Genomic DNA, 17,302 nt, shown 5'->3' with positions numbered 1-17,302 from the left:
ATATTAGAAAATCTTGATGGTATTGGATTTAGTGTAGTATTGTACCGCAGTCAGACTAAATAAAATGACTCTACAGGGAGAGAAGCCTTGCTGTTCAACGATGACCAGATCGAGCAGACCTCGAGGGCGATGAAGGCCATGTCGCACCCGCTGCGTTTGAAGATCATATCGGTGCTGGAAGACCAGGAAGTGAGCGTGCAGGATATAGTCGAGCAGGTGGGCACGTCGCAGAGCAATATTTCTCAGCATTTGGCCATTATGCGCGACAAGGGCGTGTTGCGCACGCGTAAGGACGCCAACCGCGTTTATTACCGCGTCGGCGACATCCGCACGCTGGAAGTCTTGAAGATGATGCGCGAGGTGTTCTGTGGCTTCGGCGAATAATTCTCCGCCCGGCTGACGCCCGCCGCCGGCCTCCGGCCGGCCTTTGATCGTACCCGGATATGAAAACGCCGCGGCGCATGGCGAGCCGCGGCGTTTTTGCGTCGGGCCCTCGGCCCGGCGATCAATTACTTGGCGGCGGAAGCCGCTTTGTGTTCAGCTTTCTTTCCCGAATGCTTGTGGCCGGATTTCTTGTGGTGCGCGGCGCCCGAAGCATGCTTCTTGTGGTGCTTTTTGCCGGCCTGCTTGTGTTCGGCCTTATGCTCCATTTTCTTTTCGGCGGCGGGCGCGGACGCCGGGGAGGCGGCCAGGGCGCTAGTGGCGAAAGCAGCGGCGATCAGAGCGGAAATCAGTTTCATGATATGTCCTTTCTTGTGTGAAGCCGGTGGTGCATGTCGGCTGCAATTCCAAATGGGTGGAATATGCCTTCTCTGGGATTGAACCCTTCTCGAAAAGTTCACAGGAATTCACAAAGTATCGCTGCGCCGCAAAATAATGACATTGGGTTTTACGGCAACCAGTAGCTGAGCGCCACGCCGACGAGGATGGCCGCGCCTACGCGATTATTGTCGAGAAAGGCTTTGAAGCAGGCGGCGCGGTCGCGTTCCCGGATGTCCTGATATTGCTTGGCCATCAAGACGACGGCCACGAGCAAGGACAGGTAAAAAGGCCAGGCCAGCGCCAGATGTAGGCCGATGCCGGCCATCAGCGCGAGGAAGACAGCGTGGAACAGCATGATGGCCAGCACGTCGTAGTCGCCGAAGGTGATCGCCGAGGTCTTGATGCCGATCTTGAGATCGTCCGGCTTGTCGCTGATCGCGTAGGCGGTGTCGTAAGCCAGCGTCCAGCTGGCGTTGGCCAGCAAGAGCAGCCAGGCCAGCGCCGGCACCTCGCCGGTCTGGGCGGCGAAGGCCATCGGGATGCCGAAGGAGAAGGCCAGGCCCAGATAGGCTTGCGGCACCGGGAAGAAGCGCTTGGTGAACGGATAGCTGGCGGCGATGAACAGCGCCGGCACGCTCAAGAGCAGGGTCAGGCCGTTCAGCGGCAGGATCAGCAGCAGCGACAGCAAGGCCAGACCTGCTGCCAGCAGCAAGGCCTCCTTCTTGCCGACCGCGCCGCGGGCGAACGGCCGTTGCCGGGTGCGCGCCACGTGGCCGTCGAAGTCGCGATCCGCGTAGTCGTTGATCACGCAGCCGGCCGAGCGCATCAGAAAGGTGCCGACGACGAAGATCAGCACGATCAGCGGGTCGGGCCGGCCCTGGCCGGCGATCAGCAGCGCCCACAGCGTAGGCCACAGCAGCAGGAAAGTGCCGATGGGCTTGTCCATGCGCATCAGTTGCATGTAAACCGTCAAACGTTCATTGAGGCGGGTGGCGTTCATCGCAGGAAATTCTCCAGCTCCGGCAAAAAGAGTTCGCAAACCAGCAAGGGCGCCTGCCGCAGCAGAAAGCGGCAGCGCCGCGCCGGGTAGCTGGCGTGCGGGCTGAGTCGGGCCGCCGGCGCGAACAGCGGATGATCGGCGGCGATGAGGCGGTAGCGCAGCGGGTCGCGGAGCAAATCGGGCAGACCGCCGAACAATGTCAGACCCAGCGAGCGGCTGCCGCGGTCTAGAATGGGCTGCCAGGCCGCGCAGTCCAGACGGGTAACGCTGCGGGCGAACACCACCGGGGTGTCGTCCAGGGTCAGCGCCACTTCGCGGGCCTGCAGCGGCGCGCTGGCGGCCAGGCCGAGCGGCTGCGCCTCGTCTTCCAGGCAGGCGTCGGGGCCTTGCCGCAGCACGCGCACGGCGAAGCGGCGGCCGGTGCTTTGCAGCCGTTCGGTCAGCGAGCCGGCTTCGGTGAGACAGGATTGCGCGGCGGCGGACAGCGCCGGCGGTTCCGGCAGCCAGATTGGGGGATTGGGCATGGCGCGCATTATGCCAAAGCCGGCGGGGGCTTGTCCCGCCCCTTCTGCGACGCGACGCGCGCCCATCTGTCTATCCCCAAGCGCAAGCCGGCGGATTATCATGTCGTCATCAAGGGGAAGGAGGAATGATCGCATGATGGAGACTGCGCTGTGGCTGCTGGGCTATCAATTGGCGGGGGAGGTCTTGTCGCGCGGTTTGGGCGTGCCGGTGCCGGGACCGGTTCTGGGCATGCTGCTGCTGTTCGTCACCTTGTGCGCGCGCCGCGGGGTGCCGGCGACGTTGCAGACCCATGCGCCGCGTTTTCTGGCGCATATGTCCTTGCTGTTCATCCCGGCCGGCGGCGCGGTGCTGGCGTATCAGGCCTTGCTGGCCGATTACGGCGCGCGCCTGGCGGCGGTGCTGGTCTTGTCGACCTTGATCACCTTGCTGGTGCCGGGGCTGGCCTTGCATTGGATGCTGGCGCGGCGGCGAGGAGGCTGGCATGACTAGCGTCGGCGTATTGTCCGCGCTGAGGGAATCGCCGCTGACCGGGGTGTTCATCACGCTGCTGGCTTACCGGCTGGCCTTGGGGTTTAATCGCCGTTGCCGCGGCCATCCGCTGTCCAACCCGGTCTTGATCGGGGTGTTGCTGGTGCTGGGCTGGCTATTGCTGACGCGCACCGATTACCGGCAGTACATGCAGGGCGCGCAGTGGATACAGATGTTGCTGGGGCCGGCGACGGTGGCTTTGGCGGTGCCCTTGTACGGCAATCTGAGCCGGCTCAAGCGCGCGGCCGGGCCGCTGGCGCTGAGCATCGCCTTGGGCGGCGTCACCGGCGTCGTCAGCGCCGTGGGCCTGGGCTGGCTGTTCGGCTTGCCGCGCGAGGTTTTGCTGTCGCTGAGCACGCGGGCGGCGACCACGCCGATCGCGATGAGCGTGTCGCAAAGCATAGGCGGGGTGCCGGAGTTGGCGGCGATGTGCGTGATCCTGTCCGGCGTTTTCGGCGCGGTGGCGGCGCGGCCCTTGTTCAACGGTCTGCGCCTGCGCGACGATATGGCGCTGGGCGTGGCCGCCGGCATTTCCGCGCACGGGATTGGAACGGCGCGGGTGTTTCAGCTGTCGGAGACTGCGGGCGCCTTCGCCGGCCTGGCGATGGGCTTGAACGGGGTGCTCACCGCCTTGTTGGTGCCCTTGCTGCTGGCGCTGTTCCCGTTGTAGCGCGCCGGCGGTTTTCATTTCGCAGTCGCGCCAAGCCGCGCATCCCGCCCTGGGCGGGTGCCCGACTTGGCTCGCTTGCGCCGAATTAAAAATATTTGATGAGGGGTGTGTATGGATTTGATTTTGTGGCGCCACGCCGAGGCCGAGGACGGCTCCGATGATCTGGCTCGCGCGCTGACGCGGCGCGGACAGCAGCAGGCCAGCCAGATGGCGTCCTGGCTGCGGGTGCGCCTGCCGCGCGATTATCTGCTGCTGGCCTCGGAGGCCAAGCGTTCGCAGCAGACGGCGGCCTTGCTGGCGAAAAGCTTTCAGACCTTGCCGGCGCTGAACCCGACGGCGTCGCCGGAGGAGGTGCTGGAGGCGATAGGCTGGCCGGAGACGGACCGCACCGTGGTGCTGGTCGGCCATCAGCCCTATATCGGCTGGCTGGCGTCCAGCCTGTTGTCCGAGCAGCAGCAGTTGTGGAGCGTGAAGAAGGGCTCGATCTGGTGGTTGAGCCACCGCGAGCGCCACGGCATAGAGCAGACGCGTTTGAAGGCGATGATGACGCCGGGCATGTTGCAGCCTTGAGTCGGAACGAAAAAAGGCCCCTCGATCGAGGGGCCTTTTCTATTGTGCCGACAGATTGAACGCTTCAAACGACGGCGTCGGCCTCCTGCGCCAGACGCCGGCGCAGCGTCTTGCTGACCTTGACCATGCTGGAGAGCGCGGCTTCCACCTCCGGCCAGCCGCGGGTTTTCAGGCCGCAGTCGGGGTTGACCCACAGTTTTTCCGGCTCGATCACCTGTAGCGCCTTTTCCAGCAGCTGCTGGATTTCCGCTTCCGGCGGCACCCGCGGGCTGTGGATGTCGTAGACGCCGGGGCCGATGGCGTTGGGATAGCGGAAGTGGCCGAAGTCCTGCAACAGCTCCATGTCCGAGCGCGAGGTTTCGATGGTGATCACATCGGCGTCCAGCGCGGCGATGGCCGGCAGGATGTCGCCGAACTCCGAATAGCACATATGGGTGTGGATCTGGGTGGCATCGGCCACGCCGTGGCAAGACAGCCGGAAGGCCTCGCCGGCCCAATCCAGATAGGCGGCGCGATCGGCGCGCTTCAGCGGCAGGCCTTCGCGGATGGCCGGTTCGTCGATCTGGATCACGCGGATGCCGCCGGTCTCCAGGTCGCGCACCTCGTCGTTCAGCGCCAGGGCGATCTGGCGGCAGACTTCGCCGCGCGGCAGGTCGTCGCGGACAAAGCTCCATTGCAGGATGGTGACCGGGCCGGTGAGCATGCCCTTGACCGGACGCGGGGTCAGGCTTTGCGCGTACTCCGCCCATTCCACGGTCATTGCTTGCGGCCGCGCCACGTCGCCGAACAAAATGGGCGGCTTCACGCAGCGGCTGCCGTAGCTTTGCACCCAGCCGCCCGCGGTGAACACGAAGCCGGACAATTGCTCGCCGAAGTACTCCACCATATCGTTGCGTTCGGCCTCGCCGTGCACCAGCACGTCGATGTCCAAAGCCTCCTGACGGCGGATCGCCAGCTCGATTTCCTGCCGCATCGCCTGGCGGTAGGCGTCGGCGGACAGCTCGCCGCGTTTGAAGGCGGCGCGAGCGCCGCGGATGGAGGCCGTCTGCGGGAAGGAACCTATGGTGGTGGTGGGCAGCAGCGGCAGCTTGAGCCAGGCTTGCTGCGCGGCGGCGCGCGCCGGATAGGCGCTGTGGCGGCGGTCGGCGTCGGCCGGCAGCGTGGCCAGGCGTCGCTGCACTTCGGGGCGGTGGATCAGCGGGCTGGCGGCGCGCTGCTGACGGGCGTAGTCGCTGCCGGCCAATTCATTGGCGATGGCTTCGCGGCCTTGCTCCACGCCGCGTTTCAGCACTTTCAGCTCATTGAGTTTTTGCACCGCGAAGGCGAGCCAGGTTTTGACGTCGACGTCGAGCTGGGTTTCCGCGGCCAGGTCGAAGGGCGCGTGCAGCAGCGAGCAGCTGGGAGCGATCCACAGACGCTCGCCCAGATCGGCGGCCAAGGGCTGCAGGCTGGCCAGCACGCGGGACAGATCGGCGCGCCAGATATTGCGTCCGTCGATGACGCCGGCGGACAGCACCTTGTCCTGCGGCCAGCCGTCGGCGAAGGCCGCCAGTTGCAGCGGCGCGCGCACCAGGTCCAGGTGCAGGCCGGCCACCGGCAAGCGTTGCAGCAGCTCGGCGTGTTCGGCGACGCTGCCGAAGTAAGTCGCCAGCAGCAGGTTCAAGGAATCGTCCTGCAATTGCCGGTAGGCGGGTTCGAAGGCGGCCAGCCATTCCGGCGGCAGGTCCAGCGCCAGGATGGGCTCGTCGATCTGCACCCATTCCACCTTGGCCGCCGCCAGCGCGGCCAGTACGTCGCGATAAGCCTGCAGCAGGGCGGGCAGCAAGGACAGCCTGTCCAGGCCGGCGTGCTTGGCCTTGCCCAGCCACAGCAGCGACAGCGGTCCCAGCAGCACCGGCTTGGCGCGCAGGCCCAGGGCCTGGGCTTCGCGCACTTGCGCCAGCAGGCGCTCCGGCTGCGCCTGGAAGGCGGTGTCCTCATGCCATTCCGGCACCAGGTAGTGGTAGTTGGTGTCGAACCATTTGGTCATTTCCAGCGCCGGCTGGCCGGCGTTGCCGCGCGCCAGTTGGAAATATTGCTCGGTGCTCAGCCGGGCGGCGTCGAAGCCAAAGCGCGGAGGCAGTGCGCCCACCAGCAGCTGCGCATCCAGCACGTGGTCGTACAGGGAGAAATCGCCTACCGGGGACAGTTCCACGCCGGCGCCTTTTTGCAGCAGCCAGTGGCGCTGGCGCAGTTCACGCGCGCCGCTCAGCAGCGCGGCTTCGTCGATTTCGTTTTTCCAGTAGTTTTCCAGCAGGGTCTTCAGTTCGCGCTTGGCGCCGATGCGGGGAAAGCCGAGCAGGTGCAGGGTGGTCATGGCGGACTCCTTGGTTCGTGATGTCCCTAGCATTGCGCAAGCTGTTGTATGATACAAACTCATTATTTTGCCAGTTAACATGAAATGAATTCATGATGAGCATTCTGGAGATCCGACATCTGCGCACCCTGCTGGCGCTGGCCGAAACCGGCAGCGTGTCTTTGGCGGCCAGCCGCCTGTTCCTGACCCAGTCCGCGCTCTCGCACCAGTTGAAACAATTGGAGCAGGGCTATGGCATGAGCTTGTTCGAGCGCAAGACCCAGCCGCTGCGCTTCACCGCCGCCGGCGAGCGGCTGCTGGCGCTGGCGCACGACCTGAATGCCCGGGTGGCGTCGGCAGAGCGCGATCTGGCGCGGCTGCGCCAGGGGGAGGCCGGCGAGTTGCGGGTGGCGGTGGAGTGCCATACCTGCTTCGACTGGCTGATGCCGGCGATGGACGCATTCCGCCAGCATTGGCCGGGCGTTGAACTGGACATCGTGTCCGGCTTCCACACCGATCCGGTCAGCCTGCTGCTGAGCCATCGCGCCGATCTGGCCATCGTGTCGGAGGCGGAGCCGCAGGCCGGCGTCGATTACCAGCCGCTGTTCGCTTATGAGATGGTGGGCATCGTGGCGCGGGATCACCCGCTGGCGAACAAGCGCTGCTGGCTGGCGGAGGACTTCGCCGGGGAAACGCTGATCCATTACCCGGTGCCGGACGAGATGCTGGATCTGGTGCGCAAGGTTTTGCGCCCGGCGGGCGTCAACCCGGCGCGGCGCAGCAGCGAGCTGACCATCGCCATCATCCAGCTGGTGGCTAGCCGCCGCGGGGTGGCGGCCTTGCCCTACTGGGCGGTCAAGCCCTATCTTGAGCGCGGCTACGTGGTGGCGCGGCCGATAGGCGAGAGCGGTTTGAGCAGCGAGTTGTACGCGGCGGTGCGCAGCGACGACGGCGGCCTCGCTTATATGCAGGATTTTCTGGCCACGGTGAGAGAGCAGAGCTTCGCCACCTTGCCGGGGCTGACGCCGCTGGGCGCGGCCGCCTGACTGGGAAGCGGTTTATGATCGGCTGCGCGCCGTCTGCGACATGCTCATGCGCCACGAGTAGATTCCGCTTTCTCCGCTGGTCTCGCCCTTGCTCACGAGACTGTGAACCGGCTCTTAGGGCAGGTCCAATTGCCGGCGCAGCGACGGCAATTGATTCCAGACGCAGCGCATGCGTTCCGGATGCGCCTGGCCGTAAGCCTTGCCGAACACCAGATAGCTGTTTTCGGTCTTCAGCGGCGGCAGCAGCTTTTTCATGCGCAGCTGCGGGTGTTGCGCCAGGTAAGCGTCGCCGCCGGGTTCGTGCATGGCGAAGGCGGCGATGCGGCCCGCCTGCAGCTTGGCGAAATTTTCTTCCAGATCGGCGCCGGCCTCGGTGGGAATCCGGCGGGCTTTCAATACGCGGATGACCGACCAGCCGCGATTGACGCCGACGCTGTCGTCCTCGGGCAGGTCCAGCCGGTGGCCGTCCCAACGCAGTGTTGAAGTTTGCGGAACGTAGAGCACGTAGGACAGCGCGGTCAGCCTCAGCCGGCTGTCCGCCAGCTCGCCGCGCATCGGATAGAGCATCTGCTTGGCGCGGTCAGTCTGGAAGGAGAGCATGGCGGCGGCGTCGGCCTGGTTCAGCGCCAGGCTGCGCAGCAGGCGTCGCGCCGGCAGCTGTCGGAACTGGGCGTGCAGGCCGCAGTGTTCCGCCGCTTGCCGGGCGAGGTCGATGACGGGGCCGGACAGTTGCGAGGAGGTCTGTTGGATGAAGGGCGCCGGTTCGGCGCTGCCGACGACGATGCGCAGGACGGGAGCGGCGTGGACCCACCCGCCGGCCAGCAGGGTGAGCAGCGCCAGCGCGGATTTGGACATGGGCGGGTCCTTGCGGAATGATCATGGATTCATTTTATGAGCCCGAGATCGGCCTTGTCATGGCTTTCATCGGCATGGGCTTCCAAACCCAGTTCCTGGATCTTGCGGGTCAGGGTGTTGCGGCCCCAGCCCAGCAGGTGGGCGGCCTCCACTTTGCGGCCGCCGGTATGGGTCAGGCCGCTGCGGATGCAGCTGGTTTCGAAGCGCCGGGTCAGCTCGTCGATGATGCCGGCCTCGCCGGCGCGCAGGCGGCGGCTGACCTCTTCGGCCAGCAGCTGCGGCCAGTCAAGCTGTCCCGCTTCCGCGCCGCCGGCATGGCGCGCGCCGGCGGCCGGGTCGCGCAGTTCCTGCGGCAGATCGGCCACTTCCACGGTCTGGCCGGGCGCCATCACGCTGATCCACTGGCACAGGTTTTCCAGTTCGCGCACATTGCCGGAGAACAGGCTGTGCTTGACCACGTCCATGGCGCCGTCGCTGAGCCGCTTGGGTTCCACGCCCAGCTGGGTGGCGCTCTTGGCCAGGAAGTGGCGGGCCAGCAGCGGGATGTCCTCGCGCCGTTCGCGCAGCGGCGGCAGCCGCAGGCGGATTACGTTCAGGCGGTGGTAGAGGTCTTCGCGGAACTGGCCGTCGCGCACGCGCTGTTCCAGGTTTTGATGCGTGGCGGCGATGACGCGGACATTGGCCTTGATCGGGGTGTGGCCGCCGACGCGGTAGAAGTGCCCGTCGGACAGCACGCGCAGCAGCCGGGTTTGCAGCTCGGTGGGCATGTCGCCGATCTCGTCCAGGAACAGCGTGCCGCCCTCGGCCTCCTCGAAGCGGCCGCGACGGGTGGCTTGCGCGCCGGTGAACGCGCCTTTTTCATGGCCGAACAGTTCCGACTCCAGCAAGTCCTTGGGAATGGCGGCGGTGTTCAGCGCGATGAAGGGTTTGCCCGCGCGCACCGAGTGGCGGTGCAGCGCCTCGGCCACGCGCTCCTTGCCGGTGCCGGATTCGCCGGTGATCAGCACGGTGACGTTGGACTGGGACAGCCGGCCGATGGCGCGGAATACGTCCTGCATCGCCGGCGCCTGGCCCAGCAGCACCGGCATCGCTTCCGGATGATCGCTGACCGCGATGTCCGGCCGGCTTTCCGCCAGCGCGCGCTCGATCAGCAGCACCGCCTGATCGACGTCGAAGGGTTTGGGCAGGTATTCGAAGGCGCCGCCCTGGAAGGCCGCCACTGCGGAGTCCAGATCGGAGTGCGCGGTCATGATGATGACGGGCAGCGTCGGGTGCTCGGACTTGACCTTGGACAGGAATTTCAGCCCGTCGGTGCCCGGCATGCGGATGTCCGAAATGATGACTTGCGGGGCGCGGTCGTAGAGCGCGTTCAGCGCGTCGTCGGCGCTGGCGAAGCTGTCGAAGCCGATGCCGGCGCGCCCCAGCGCCTTTTCCAGCACCCAGCGTATCGCCTTGTCGTCGTCAATAATCCATACCGCTTGGTTCATCGCGAAATCCTTGTGCTCGGCGCCGCCGGCGTGAGCGGGCGGCGGCAATGTGTTTGGGGTGGGCGGGTCCGCTCAATCCGTGGCGAAAGGCAAGGTCACGGTGAAGCAGGTCTGTCCCGGCCGGGAGTCGAATTCGATATTGCCGCCGTGCTGGTGGACGAAGGCCTGGGCCAGGGTCAGCCCCAGGCCGGTGCCTTCGGCGCGGCCGGTGACCAGCGGGTAGAAAATATGGTCCTTGATCTCGTCGGGGATGCCGGGACCGTCGTCGATGATCTGCAATTTCAATGCCAGGGTGTGGCGCTTGCGCGCCAGCGTCACCTGGCGCGCCACCCGGGTGCGCAGAATCAATTGGCCGCGGCCCTTCATCGCCTGAACGGCGTTCTTGACGATGTTGAGCGCCACCTGGATCAGCTGTTCCTTGTCGGCCACCAGCTGGGGCAGGCTGGTGTCGTAGTCGCGGCGAATCTGCAGGCCCTGCGGATATTCGGCCAGGGCGATGCTGCGCACGCGTTCCAGCACTTCGTGGATATTGATCTCGCCGCGCACATGGCTGCGGTGCGGCGCCAGCAGCCGGTCGACCAGCGATTGCAGCCGCAGTGCCTCCTCCTTGATCACCGCGGTGTATTCCTTCAGCTCCGGGCGGTCCAGCAATTCGTGCTCCAGCAATTGCGCCGCGCCGCGGATGCCGCCCAGCGGGTTCTTGATCTCATGCGCCAGGTTGCGGATCAGCTCCCGATTGGCCTGGTGTTGCAGCAGCAGCCGTTCCTCGTTGGCGATCTTCAACTGCTGATCCAGCGGCCGCAATTCGATCAGCGCCAGTCCGCCGTCCGCGTCCACCGGGGCCACCGACAGCGCGATGTGCAGCGCCTGTTCGCTGTGCTGCGGGATCAGTTCCAGATCGTGCTCGATGAAGCTGGCATTGTGGCGCAGCGCGGTGGACAGCGCCTGGCGCAGCGCCGGGCAGGGCTGGAACAGATCGAACAGGCTGTGGCGGCGCAGCTCACGGCTGCCCAACGCCAGCAGGTTCTCGCATGCGGGATTGACGAAATGCAGCGCGCCGTCGGCGTCGACGATCAGCACGGGGGTGTCCAGCAGTTCTAGTCCGGCAAAGCTGGTCGGCGGCATGGTGCGGTGTGTCCTGTAGGCGGAGGCGGAGGGCTTGCGCAGGCTGAGCAAAATTCGGGCCATGCCCGCGCGCCCGGGAATGGCCCATTTCTTTTCAGTATGCACCATGATGGTGCGTCAAACTAGTTCTGCCCCAGCTCGCGACGCAAGGCTTCCACGTTTTTCTGGCGGTCGGTGACTTCGTCCTGCAGCTTCTGCACCCGGTTCAGGTATTTCTGGTAATTGCGGGTTTCGTCGCCGTTGCGCGTGGCCTTGCCGTCGGTCAGCGCCTTTTCCGCCTCGCTCAGCGCTTTTTGCTCATTGGCCAGCTCCTGTTCCAGGATCTTGCGGCGGCCGTTGTCGCGCTGCTTCTGGGTGCCGGGATCGACGCTGGGGTAGCTGCCGGAGGGCTTGGCGTCTCCGTTGCCGCCGCTGCTGTTGGCCGGGGAGGCGCTTTTCTTGTGCTGGCTGGGATAGGAGGAGAGCGGGTTGAGCCGGATCGCCTGCGCGCCGCGTATCGGCACATTGGTGAAAGTGACGTTGCCGTCTTTGTCCACGTACTTGTAAACGGTGGCGTGAGCGGAGGCGCTCAGCAACAGCAAGAGACAAAGCGATAGAGTTTTCATGGGCGGCGTGTCGAGTTCCGGGTTTCAGCTCTGCAATGATATGCAAATCCGCCGGACAAGTCATATATGAAAACGGCAGCCCGGAGGCTGCCGTTTTTCCATGCGCCGGTATTACAGCGAGTAATACATCGCGAATTCCACCGGATGGGTGGTCATGCGGGTCAGGTTGACCTCCTGCATCTTCAGCTCGATGTAGGCGTCGATCCAGTCATTGGAGAACACGCCGCCGCGGGTCAGGAACTCGCGGTCCTTGTCCAGAGCGGCCAGTGCCTCGTCCAGGCTGGCGCATACGGTCGGGATCAGCTTGTCTTCTTCCGGCGGCAAATCGTACAGGTTCTTGTCCGCGGCGTCGCCCGGGTGAATCTTGTTCTGGATGCCGTCCAGGCCGGCCATCAGCAGAGCGGAGAAGCACAGATAGGGGTTGGCCAAGGGGTCCGGGAAGCGCGCTTCGATGCGGCGGCCTTTGGGGCTGGCCACATGCGGAATGCGGATGGAGGCGGAGCGGTTCTTGGCGGAGTAAGCCAGCTTCACCGGCGCTTCATAGTGCGGCACCAGGCGTTTGTAAGAGTTGGTGCCCGGGTTGGTGATCGCGTTCAGCGCCTTGGCGTGCTTGATGATGCCGCCGATGTAGTAGAGCGCGGTTTCGGACAGGCCGGCGTAGCCGTCGCCGGCGAACAGGTTCTTGCCGTCCTTCCAGATGGACTGGTGCACGTGCATGCCGGAGCCGTTGTCGCCGACGATGGGCTTGGGCATGAAGGTGGCGGTCTTGCCGTAGCTGTGGGCCACGTTGTGCACCACGTATTTCAGGATCTGGGTCCAGTCCGCGCGCTGGGTCAGGGTGCTGAACCTGGTGCCGATCTCGTTCTGGCCGGCGGTGGCCACTTCGTGGTGGTGCACTTCCACCGGGATGCCCAGCTCTTCGAGCAGCAGCACCATGGCGGAGCGGATGTCCTGCGAGGAATCCACCGGCGGCACCGGGAAGTAACCGCCCTTGATGCCCGGGCGGTGACCCATATTGCCGCCTTCGAACTCTTCGGCGGACGCCCAGGCGGCTTCTTCGGCCTTGATCTTGACGAAGCAGCCGGACATGTCTGTGCCCCAGGTCACGCTGTCGAAGATGAAGAATTCCGGTTCCGGGCCGAAATAGGCGGTGTCGCCCAGGCCGGAAGCCTTAAGATAGGCTTCGGCGCGTTTGGCGATGGAGCGCGGGTCGCGGTCGTAGCCCTTGCCGTCGGCCGGATCGATCACATCGCAGTGCAGGAAGACGGTGGGTTCGTCGTAGAACGGGTCGATGCGGGCGGTGGCCGGGTCGGCCATCAACAGCATGTCGGATGCCTGGATGCCTTTCCAGCCTGCGATCGAGGAACCGTCGAAAGCGTGGCCGTGTTCGAACCATGCGTCCGGATCGTCCAGCAGCACATGGGCCGGAATCGACACGTGTTGTTCTTTGCCGCGGGTATCGGTAAAGCGCAGGTCGATGAACTTGACATCATTTTCGGTAATCAGCTTGACTACGTCTGCAACCGCCATGGTTTTCTCCTGAAAGGCTACATGCATCATGTGCGAATGAGTGGATGGCAGGCTCTTAAGCATTAAGCGTGCCAGCTATGAAATCGCTGAGATTCCATTGTGTCATAGCCCAAAACCGGGCGCTAGCGGAGTTGAATGAACCAGGGTGGTGCCTGGATTCGGCTTATGCACCAAAACAGGGCGTTGACGGCATTGCGGCCGTCTTCGTCGATATGGATAATCCGTATGTTCCGTATATAAGGTAACGAGAGCGGCTGACAAAACCCCGCTAAGACGCTGAGGCCGGCCGGCGCAGCGTCAAGGGGTGTCGGCGGTTCGACAAGGCGGCCGGGCCGCGGGGAGAGCTTGCATGGATCAGATGACGCGGCTATTGCAACAGGCGCGGCGCCGGGCGGAAGAACAGGGCTTGCCCTATCGCGGCGCCTTGACGCCGCAGGAAGCGCACCAGCTGAAGCAGGCGATGCCGGAAGCGGTGCTGCTGGACGTGCGCAGCGCGGCGGAATGGCAGTTCGTCGGCGTGGTGCCCTATGCCCAGCGGCTGGAGTGGCGGAGCTTTCCCGGCATGCAGCCCAATCCGCGTTTCATCGAGCAATTGCAGGACATGCTGCCCAAGGACGGCGTGCTGATGCTGATGTGCCGTTCCGGCGTGCGCTCGGACGAAGCGGCGCGCATGGCCGCCGCCGCCGGTTACACCGAAGCCTACAACGTGCTGGAGGGGTTTGAGGGCGACAAGGACGCCGACGGCCACCGCAACACTGTGGGCGGCTGGAAAGCGCGCGGCCTGCCCTGGCAACAAGGCTGAGCCGGGGCCGGCGCGGCGACGTCGTGGTTGAAGTTTGGCGTATTCCACGGCAAAGTGTCATAGCGCCGCCGGCAGGGCGGCGCGGACGCGACGAGAGCCGCCAATAAAGCCAAGCGCGACGCGGCGCCGGGGCTTTGTTAGCCACTCTCTATCCGAATACCGAAAACATAGCCAAATCTTGGAAAGCTGACTCATGACCGACCGTTACGCCGTTATCGGCAACCCTGTTTCGCACAGCCAGTCGCCGTTCATCCATAACGAATTCGCGACGGCCACCGGCCAGGATATCGCTTACGACAAGTTGTTCGCCGAACTGGGGCGTTTCAACGAGGTGGTGGCCGAGTTCGTCTCCGCCGGCGGCAAGGGCCTCAATATCACGCTGCCGTTCAAGGGCGACGCCTACCGTTTCGCCAATGAGCTGACCGAGCGCGCCCGCGCGGCGGAGGCGGTCAACACTCTGTGCTTCCGCGACGGCAAGATCTACGGCGACAACACCGACGGCGTGGGCCTGGTGCGCGACATCGTGGACAATCTGGACTACCCGATCGCCGGCGCCAAGGTGCTGATTCTGGGCGCGGGCGGCGCGGTGCGCGGCGTGCTGGAACCCATCCTGGCGCAAAAGCCGGCCTCCTTGACCATCGCCAACCGCACGCTGATCAAGGCCGAGGCGCTGGCGCATCATTTCGCGCCCTGGGGCAAGGTGGAGGCCATAGGCTACGAGCAATTGAAGGGCCGCAGCTTCGACATCGTGATCAACGCCACCTCGACCAGCCTCAGCAATGAATTGCCGCCCATCCCCTACGGCCTGTTCACCGCGCGCACCCTGGCTTACGACATGGTGTACAGCAAGGGCCTGACGCCTTTCTTGCAACGCGCGCAGGCGGAAAACGCCGGCATGCTGGCCGACGGCCTGGGCATGCTGGTGGAGCAGGCGGCGGAGTCCTTCGCCATCTGGCGCGGCGTGGAGCCGGCCACCCGCAAGGTGACCAATATGCTGCGGGAAGTGCTGGCCTGACGCTCGCCGGGTCCGGCGGGTCCGGACCCATCAACAAGGCGTCGCTTTCCCCTCCCGCGGTTTGAATCCCAATCCCCCTTGCCCTGCGAGGGGGCTCGCTTCGCGAGTCAGATGATGCGTCTCTTCCTGAAAGTACTGGCGGCCCTGATGGCCGCCTTTCTGCTGTATAACCTGTGGATCTTCGGCCATATCGTTTATTGGCGCGGCCACAATCCGTCGGCCAGCGCCTTCATGAACGAACAGCTGGCCAAGCTGCAGCAGGACGACCCCGAGGCGGAGCTGCGCCACAAATGGGTGAGTTACGAGCAGATCTCGCCCAATCTGAAGCGCGCGCTGATCGCGTCGGAAGACGCCAAGTTCGTCGATCACGAAGGTTTCGATTGGGACGGCATCGAGGCCGCTTTCGAAAAAAACCTGAAGAAGGGCAAGATCGTCGCCGGCGGCTCCACCATCAGCCAGCAGCTGGCCAAGAATTTGTTCCTGTCCAGCAGCAAGACGCCGTGGCGCAAGGTGGAGGAAGCCTTGATCACGGTGATGCTGGAAACGGTGTTGGACAAGCGGCGCATTTTCGAGATTTACCTGAACGTGATCGAGTGGGGCAACGGGGTTTTCGGCGCGGAGGCGGCCTCGCGCTATTACTACCGCTCCAGCGCGGCGCGGCTGTCTTCGTCGCAGGCGGCCAAGCTGGCGGCGATGGTGCCCAATCCGCGCTATTACGACAGCCATCGCGGCGCGCCGGGCCTGGCGCGCAAGACCCGCATCATCCAGCGGCGTATGGGCTATGTGGAACTGCCGTGAGCGCCCGGGGGCCGGATTGGAGCGGCGCAGGCGGCATGTTACAATCGCGACTTTCTTTGAGTGCGCCATGCGCGAGGCATGGCGGCTACGCAATGGACTTACCCAGTTACCCCGTAATCCAATCCCGATTTACCGTTAGAGAATAACGCCCGCCTCAGACCGCCCGCGCCGCGCGCGCCATCTGGGCGGAAGGAGACGTGCATGACGGTTGCCTTCAAGCAACAATCCGCCGATCGTCTGCAAGAAAGCCTGGCCCTGGTGCAGCGCCTGATCGAGCGCCAGCGGCAGTTGGAAGATCTTGTATCCCGTCAGGAGGCGTCCGAGCCGCCGACGGACCCGCTGGCCCCGCATTACAATCTGGAAGCGCTGCGGCTGAAGCTGGAGCAGCTGCACCCGGCCGACGTCGCCCATATCCTGGAAGCCTTGCCGCTGGAAGACCGCCTGCTGGTCTGGGACCAGGTGGGCGGCGCGCGCGACGGCGCCATCCTGCTGGAAGTGTCCGACGCGGTCAGGGAATCGCTGATCGAAGTGATGGAGCACGGCGAGCTGGTCAACGCCGCCGAGCAACTGGACGCCGACGAACTGGCCGAACTGGCGCCGGACATGCCGCGCCAGGTGGTGTACGAAGTGATGGGCGGCCTGGACGAGGAAGAGCGCGCCCAGCTGCAATCCGCGCTGTCCTACGACGAGGACAAGGTCGGCGCGCTGATGGACTTCGACCTGGTCAAGATCCGCGCCGACGTCAGCTGCGAAGTGGTGCTGCGCTATCTGCGCCGTTTCGACGAACTGCCGGCGCATACCGACAAAATCTTCGTCATCGACGACTTGGGCCTGCTCAAGGGCGTGCTGTCCATCCGCAAACTGCTGGTGTCCGACCCCGACGCCTTGGTGGCCGAAGTGATGGCCACCGAGCTGGTCAGTTTCAGCCCGGACGAGGACGCCGCCGACGCGGCGCTGGCCTTCGAGCGCTACGACTTGATCACCGCGCCGGTGGTGGACGAGGCCGGCAAGCTGATCGGCCGGCTGACCGTGGACGAGATGGTGGACGTGATCCGGGAGGAATCCGACAGCGAAGTGCTGAATCTGGCCGGCTTGAAAGAGGAAGAAGACCTGTTCGCGCCGGTGATCGACTCGGTGAAGAACCGCTGGGCCTGGCTGGCGATCAATCTGTGCACCGCCTTCATCGCCTCGCGGGTGATCGGCGTGTTCGAACACTCCATTTCCCAATTGGTGGCCCTGGCCGCGCTGATGCCCATCGTCGCCGGCATCGGCGGCAACTCCGGCAATCAAACCATCACCATGATCGTGCGGGCGCTGGCCATGGGGCAGATGCAGCTGAGCCAGGCCTGGCGTTTGTGGCGCAAGGAGTTGCGAGTCAGCATGATCAACGGCGTGCTGTGGGGCGGGGTGATAGGCAGCGTGGCCTGGCTGTTGTACGGCAGCTTTTCGCTGGGTCTGGTGATGCTGGGCGCGATGCTGCTCAATCTGATGCTGGCCGCCACCATGGGCGTGTTGATTCCCTGCCTGATGCAGCGCTCCGGCCGCGACCCGGCGCTGGGCTCCAGCGTGCTGATCACCGCCTGCACCGACTCCGGCGGCTTTTTCATTTTCCTGGGTCTCGCCACCCTGTTTCTGTTGTGACGACCATG

At 64.8% G+C, this 17,302-nt stretch carries 18 protein-coding genes; 9 read left to right on the top strand and 9 right to left on the bottom strand.

What is annotated here, in order from left to right:
• Nucleotides 1-87 precede the first annotated feature (87 nt).
• Nucleotides 88-384: an ArsR/SmtB family transcription factor gene (locus ACODRW_RS15120; protein WP_019100570.1), complete on the top strand. Its 297-nt coding sequence runs from the start codon at nt 88-90 to the stop codon at nt 382-384.
• Nucleotides 385-509: 125 nt separating this feature from the next.
• On the opposite strand, the gene ACODRW_RS15115 is transcribed toward ACODRW_RS15120, so the two are convergent.
• The 3 genes from ACODRW_RS15115 to ACODRW_RS15105 form a co-directional block, all read right to left on the bottom strand.
• Nucleotides 510-740 (bottom strand): hypothetical protein, encoded by a 231-nt coding sequence (locus tag ACODRW_RS15115; RefSeq protein WP_199225815.1) that lies wholly within the window; start codon nt 738-740, stop codon nt 510-512.
• 149 nt (nt 741-889) lie between these two features.
• The gene (ubiA, locus tag ACODRW_RS15110) at nt 890-1,762 is read right to left on the bottom strand and encodes a 4-hydroxybenzoate octaprenyltransferase (protein WP_235087302.1); all 873 of its coding nucleotides are present in this window, start codon (nt 1,760-1,762) and stop codon (nt 890-892) included.
• Nucleotides 1,759-2,286, bottom strand: coding sequence for a chorismate--pyruvate lyase family protein (locus tag ACODRW_RS15105; RefSeq protein WP_488906087.1), 528 nt, complete (start codon nt 2,284-2,286; stop codon nt 1,759-1,761). Before ACODRW_RS15105 ends, ubiA begins: the two co-directional genes overlap by 4 nt.
• A gap of 133 nt (nt 2,287-2,419) precedes the next feature.
• On the opposite strand from ACODRW_RS15105, the gene ACODRW_RS15100 reads away from it, so the two are divergent.
• The 3 genes from ACODRW_RS15100 (at nt 2,420) to ACODRW_RS15090 (ending at nt 4,055) form a co-directional block, all read left to right on the top strand.
• Nucleotides 2,420-2,776 carry a CidA/LrgA family protein gene (locus tag ACODRW_RS15100; protein WP_488906086.1) on the top strand — a complete coding sequence of 119 codons (357 nt, stop codon included), beginning with the start codon at nt 2,420-2,422 and terminating at the stop codon, nt 2,774-2,776.
• Nucleotides 2,769-3,485: an LrgB family protein gene (locus ACODRW_RS15095; RefSeq protein WP_235087306.1), complete on the top strand. Its 717-nt coding sequence runs from the start codon at nt 2,769-2,771 to the stop codon at nt 3,483-3,485. The genes ACODRW_RS15100 and ACODRW_RS15095 overlap by 8 nt, the downstream gene beginning before the upstream one ends.
• Nucleotides 3,486-3,596: 111 nt before the next feature.
• Nucleotides 3,597-4,055, top strand: a complete 459-nt coding sequence (locus ACODRW_RS15090; protein WP_107798500.1) for a SixA phosphatase family protein — start codon at nt 3,597-3,599, stop codon at nt 4,053-4,055.
• Nucleotides 4,056-4,119: 64 nt separating this feature from the next.
• On the opposite strand, the gene metE is transcribed toward ACODRW_RS15090, so the two are convergent.
• On the bottom strand, nt 4,120-6,411 hold the full coding sequence (gene metE, locus ACODRW_RS15085; protein WP_488906085.1) for a 5-methyltetrahydropteroyltriglutamate--homocysteine S-methyltransferase: 2,292 nt from the start codon (nt 6,409-6,411) through the stop codon (nt 4,120-4,122).
• Nucleotides 6,412-6,503: 92 nt separating this feature from the next.
• Here metE and ACODRW_RS15080 point away from each other — a divergent pair, with 92 nt between their 5' ends.
• The gene (locus ACODRW_RS15080; RefSeq protein ID WP_488906084.1) at nt 6,504-7,436 is read left to right on the top strand and encodes a LysR family transcriptional regulator; all 933 of its coding nucleotides are present in this window, start codon (nt 6,504-6,506) and stop codon (nt 7,434-7,436) included.
• A 114-nt stretch (nt 7,437-7,550) separates the two neighbouring features.
• Here ACODRW_RS15080 and ACODRW_RS15075 read toward each other — a convergent pair whose 3' ends face one another.
• From ACODRW_RS15075 to glnA, 5 genes are all read right to left on the bottom strand, one after another.
• The gene (locus ACODRW_RS15075; RefSeq protein ID WP_486635637.1) at nt 7,551-8,291 is read right to left on the bottom strand and encodes a substrate-binding periplasmic protein; all 741 of its coding nucleotides are present in this window, start codon (nt 8,289-8,291) and stop codon (nt 7,551-7,553) included.
• A 29-nt stretch (nt 8,292-8,320) separates the two neighbouring features.
• A complete protein-coding gene (gene ntrC, locus ACODRW_RS15070) occupies nt 8,321-9,778 on the bottom strand; it encodes a nitrogen regulation protein NR(I) (protein WP_488906083.1) in 1,458 nt (485 codons plus the stop codon).
• A 72-nt stretch (nt 9,779-9,850) separates the two neighbouring features.
• The gene (gene glnL, locus ACODRW_RS15065) at nt 9,851-10,966 is read right to left on the bottom strand and encodes a nitrogen regulation protein NR(II) (RefSeq protein ID WP_488877990.1); all 1,116 of its coding nucleotides are present in this window, start codon (nt 10,964-10,966) and stop codon (nt 9,851-9,853) included.
• Nucleotides 10,967-11,025: 59 nt separating this feature from the next.
• Complete coding sequence (locus tag ACODRW_RS15060; protein WP_107798504.1) at nt 11,026-11,508, bottom strand: DUF4124 domain-containing protein; 483 nt, start codon at nt 11,506-11,508, stop codon at nt 11,026-11,028.
• A 111-nt stretch (nt 11,509-11,619) separates the two neighbouring features.
• Nucleotides 11,620-13,038, bottom strand: a complete 1,419-nt coding sequence (gene glnA / locus ACODRW_RS15055) for a glutamate--ammonia ligase (RefSeq protein WP_107798505.1) — start codon at nt 13,036-13,038, stop codon at nt 11,620-11,622.
• Between the two features lie 349 nt (nt 13,039-13,387).
• On the opposite strand from glnA, the gene ACODRW_RS15050 reads away from it, so the two are divergent.
• The 4 genes from ACODRW_RS15050 to mgtE all read left to right on the top strand — a co-directional run bounded on the left by ACODRW_RS15050 (nt 13,388) and on the right by mgtE (nt 17,294).
• The gene (locus tag ACODRW_RS15050; RefSeq protein ID WP_107798506.1) at nt 13,388-13,840 is read left to right on the top strand and encodes a rhodanese-like domain-containing protein; all 453 of its coding nucleotides are present in this window, start codon (nt 13,388-13,390) and stop codon (nt 13,838-13,840) included.
• Between the two features lie 193 nt (nt 13,841-14,033).
• Nucleotides 14,034-14,855 carry a shikimate dehydrogenase gene (aroE, locus tag ACODRW_RS15045; RefSeq protein ID WP_107798507.1) on the top strand — a complete coding sequence of 274 codons (822 nt, stop codon included), beginning with the start codon at nt 14,034-14,036 and terminating at the stop codon, nt 14,853-14,855.
• A gap of 111 nt (nt 14,856-14,966) precedes the next feature.
• Nucleotides 14,967-15,653 carry a monofunctional biosynthetic peptidoglycan transglycosylase gene (gene mtgA, locus ACODRW_RS15040; RefSeq protein WP_199225817.1) on the top strand — a complete coding sequence of 229 codons (687 nt, stop codon included), beginning with the start codon at nt 14,967-14,969 and terminating at the stop codon, nt 15,651-15,653.
• 201 nt (nt 15,654-15,854) lie between these two features.
• Complete coding sequence (gene mgtE, locus ACODRW_RS15035; RefSeq protein ID WP_107798508.1) at nt 15,855-17,294, top strand: magnesium transporter; 1,440 nt, start codon at nt 15,855-15,857, stop codon at nt 17,292-17,294.
• Nucleotides 17,295-17,302 lie beyond the last annotated feature (8 nt).

Source organism: Chromobacterium sp. FG89 (assembly GCF_057808735.1).
This window is presented reverse-complemented; position numbering and strand designations above follow the sequence as displayed.

What these genes read in the sequence shown, in the direction of transcription:
- ACODRW_RS15105 (WP_488906087.1), bottom strand. Translation starts at nt 2,286, where the DNA reads ATGCCCAATCCCCCAATCTGGCTGCCGGAACCGCCGGCGCTGTCCGCC.
- ACODRW_RS15115 (WP_199225815.1), bottom strand. Translation starts at nt 740, where the DNA reads ATGAAACTGATTTCCGCTCTGATCGCCGCTGCTTTCGCCACTAGCGCC.
- ACODRW_RS15080 (WP_488906084.1), top strand. Translation starts at nt 6,504, where the DNA reads ATGATGAGCATTCTGGAGATCCGACATCTGCGCACCCTGCTGGCGCTG.
- ubiA (WP_235087302.1), bottom strand. Translation starts at nt 1,762, where the DNA reads ATGAACGCCACCCGCCTCAATGAACGTTTGACGGTTTACATGCAACTG.
- ACODRW_RS15095 (WP_235087306.1), top strand. Translation starts at nt 2,769, where the DNA reads ATGACTAGCGTCGGCGTATTGTCCGCGCTGAGGGAATCGCCGCTGACC.
- ntrC (WP_488906083.1), bottom strand. Translation starts at nt 9,778, where the DNA reads ATGAACCAAGCGGTATGGATTATTGACGACGACAAGGCGATACGCTGG.
- glnL (WP_488877990.1), bottom strand. Translation starts at nt 10,966, where the DNA reads ATGGCCCGAATTTTGCTCAGCCTGCGCAAGCCCTCCGCCTCCGCCTAC.
- ACODRW_RS15100 (WP_488906086.1), top strand. Translation starts at nt 2,420, where the DNA reads ATGATGGAGACTGCGCTGTGGCTGCTGGGCTATCAATTGGCGGGGGAG.
- metE (WP_488906085.1), bottom strand. Translation starts at nt 6,411, where the DNA reads ATGACCACCCTGCACCTGCTCGGCTTTCCCCGCATCGGCGCCAAGCGC.
- ACODRW_RS15060 (WP_107798504.1), bottom strand. Translation starts at nt 11,508, where the DNA reads ATGAAAACTCTATCGCTTTGTCTCTTGCTGTTGCTGAGCGCCTCCGCT.
- mtgA (WP_199225817.1), top strand. Translation starts at nt 14,967, where the DNA reads ATGATGCGTCTCTTCCTGAAAGTACTGGCGGCCCTGATGGCCGCCTTT.
- aroE (WP_107798507.1), top strand. Translation starts at nt 14,034, where the DNA reads ATGACCGACCGTTACGCCGTTATCGGCAACCCTGTTTCGCACAGCCAG.
- ACODRW_RS15050 (WP_107798506.1), top strand. Translation starts at nt 13,388, where the DNA reads ATGGATCAGATGACGCGGCTATTGCAACAGGCGCGGCGCCGGGCGGAA.
- ACODRW_RS15075 (WP_486635637.1), bottom strand. Translation starts at nt 8,291, where the DNA reads ATGTCCAAATCCGCGCTGGCGCTGCTCACCCTGCTGGCCGGCGGGTGG.
- glnA (WP_107798505.1), bottom strand. Translation starts at nt 13,038, where the DNA reads ATGGCGGTTGCAGACGTAGTCAAGCTGATTACCGAAAATGATGTCAAG.
- mgtE (WP_107798508.1), top strand. Translation starts at nt 15,855, where the DNA reads ATGACGGTTGCCTTCAAGCAACAATCCGCCGATCGTCTGCAAGAAAGC.
- ACODRW_RS15090 (WP_107798500.1), top strand. Translation starts at nt 3,597, where the DNA reads ATGGATTTGATTTTGTGGCGCCACGCCGAGGCCGAGGACGGCTCCGAT.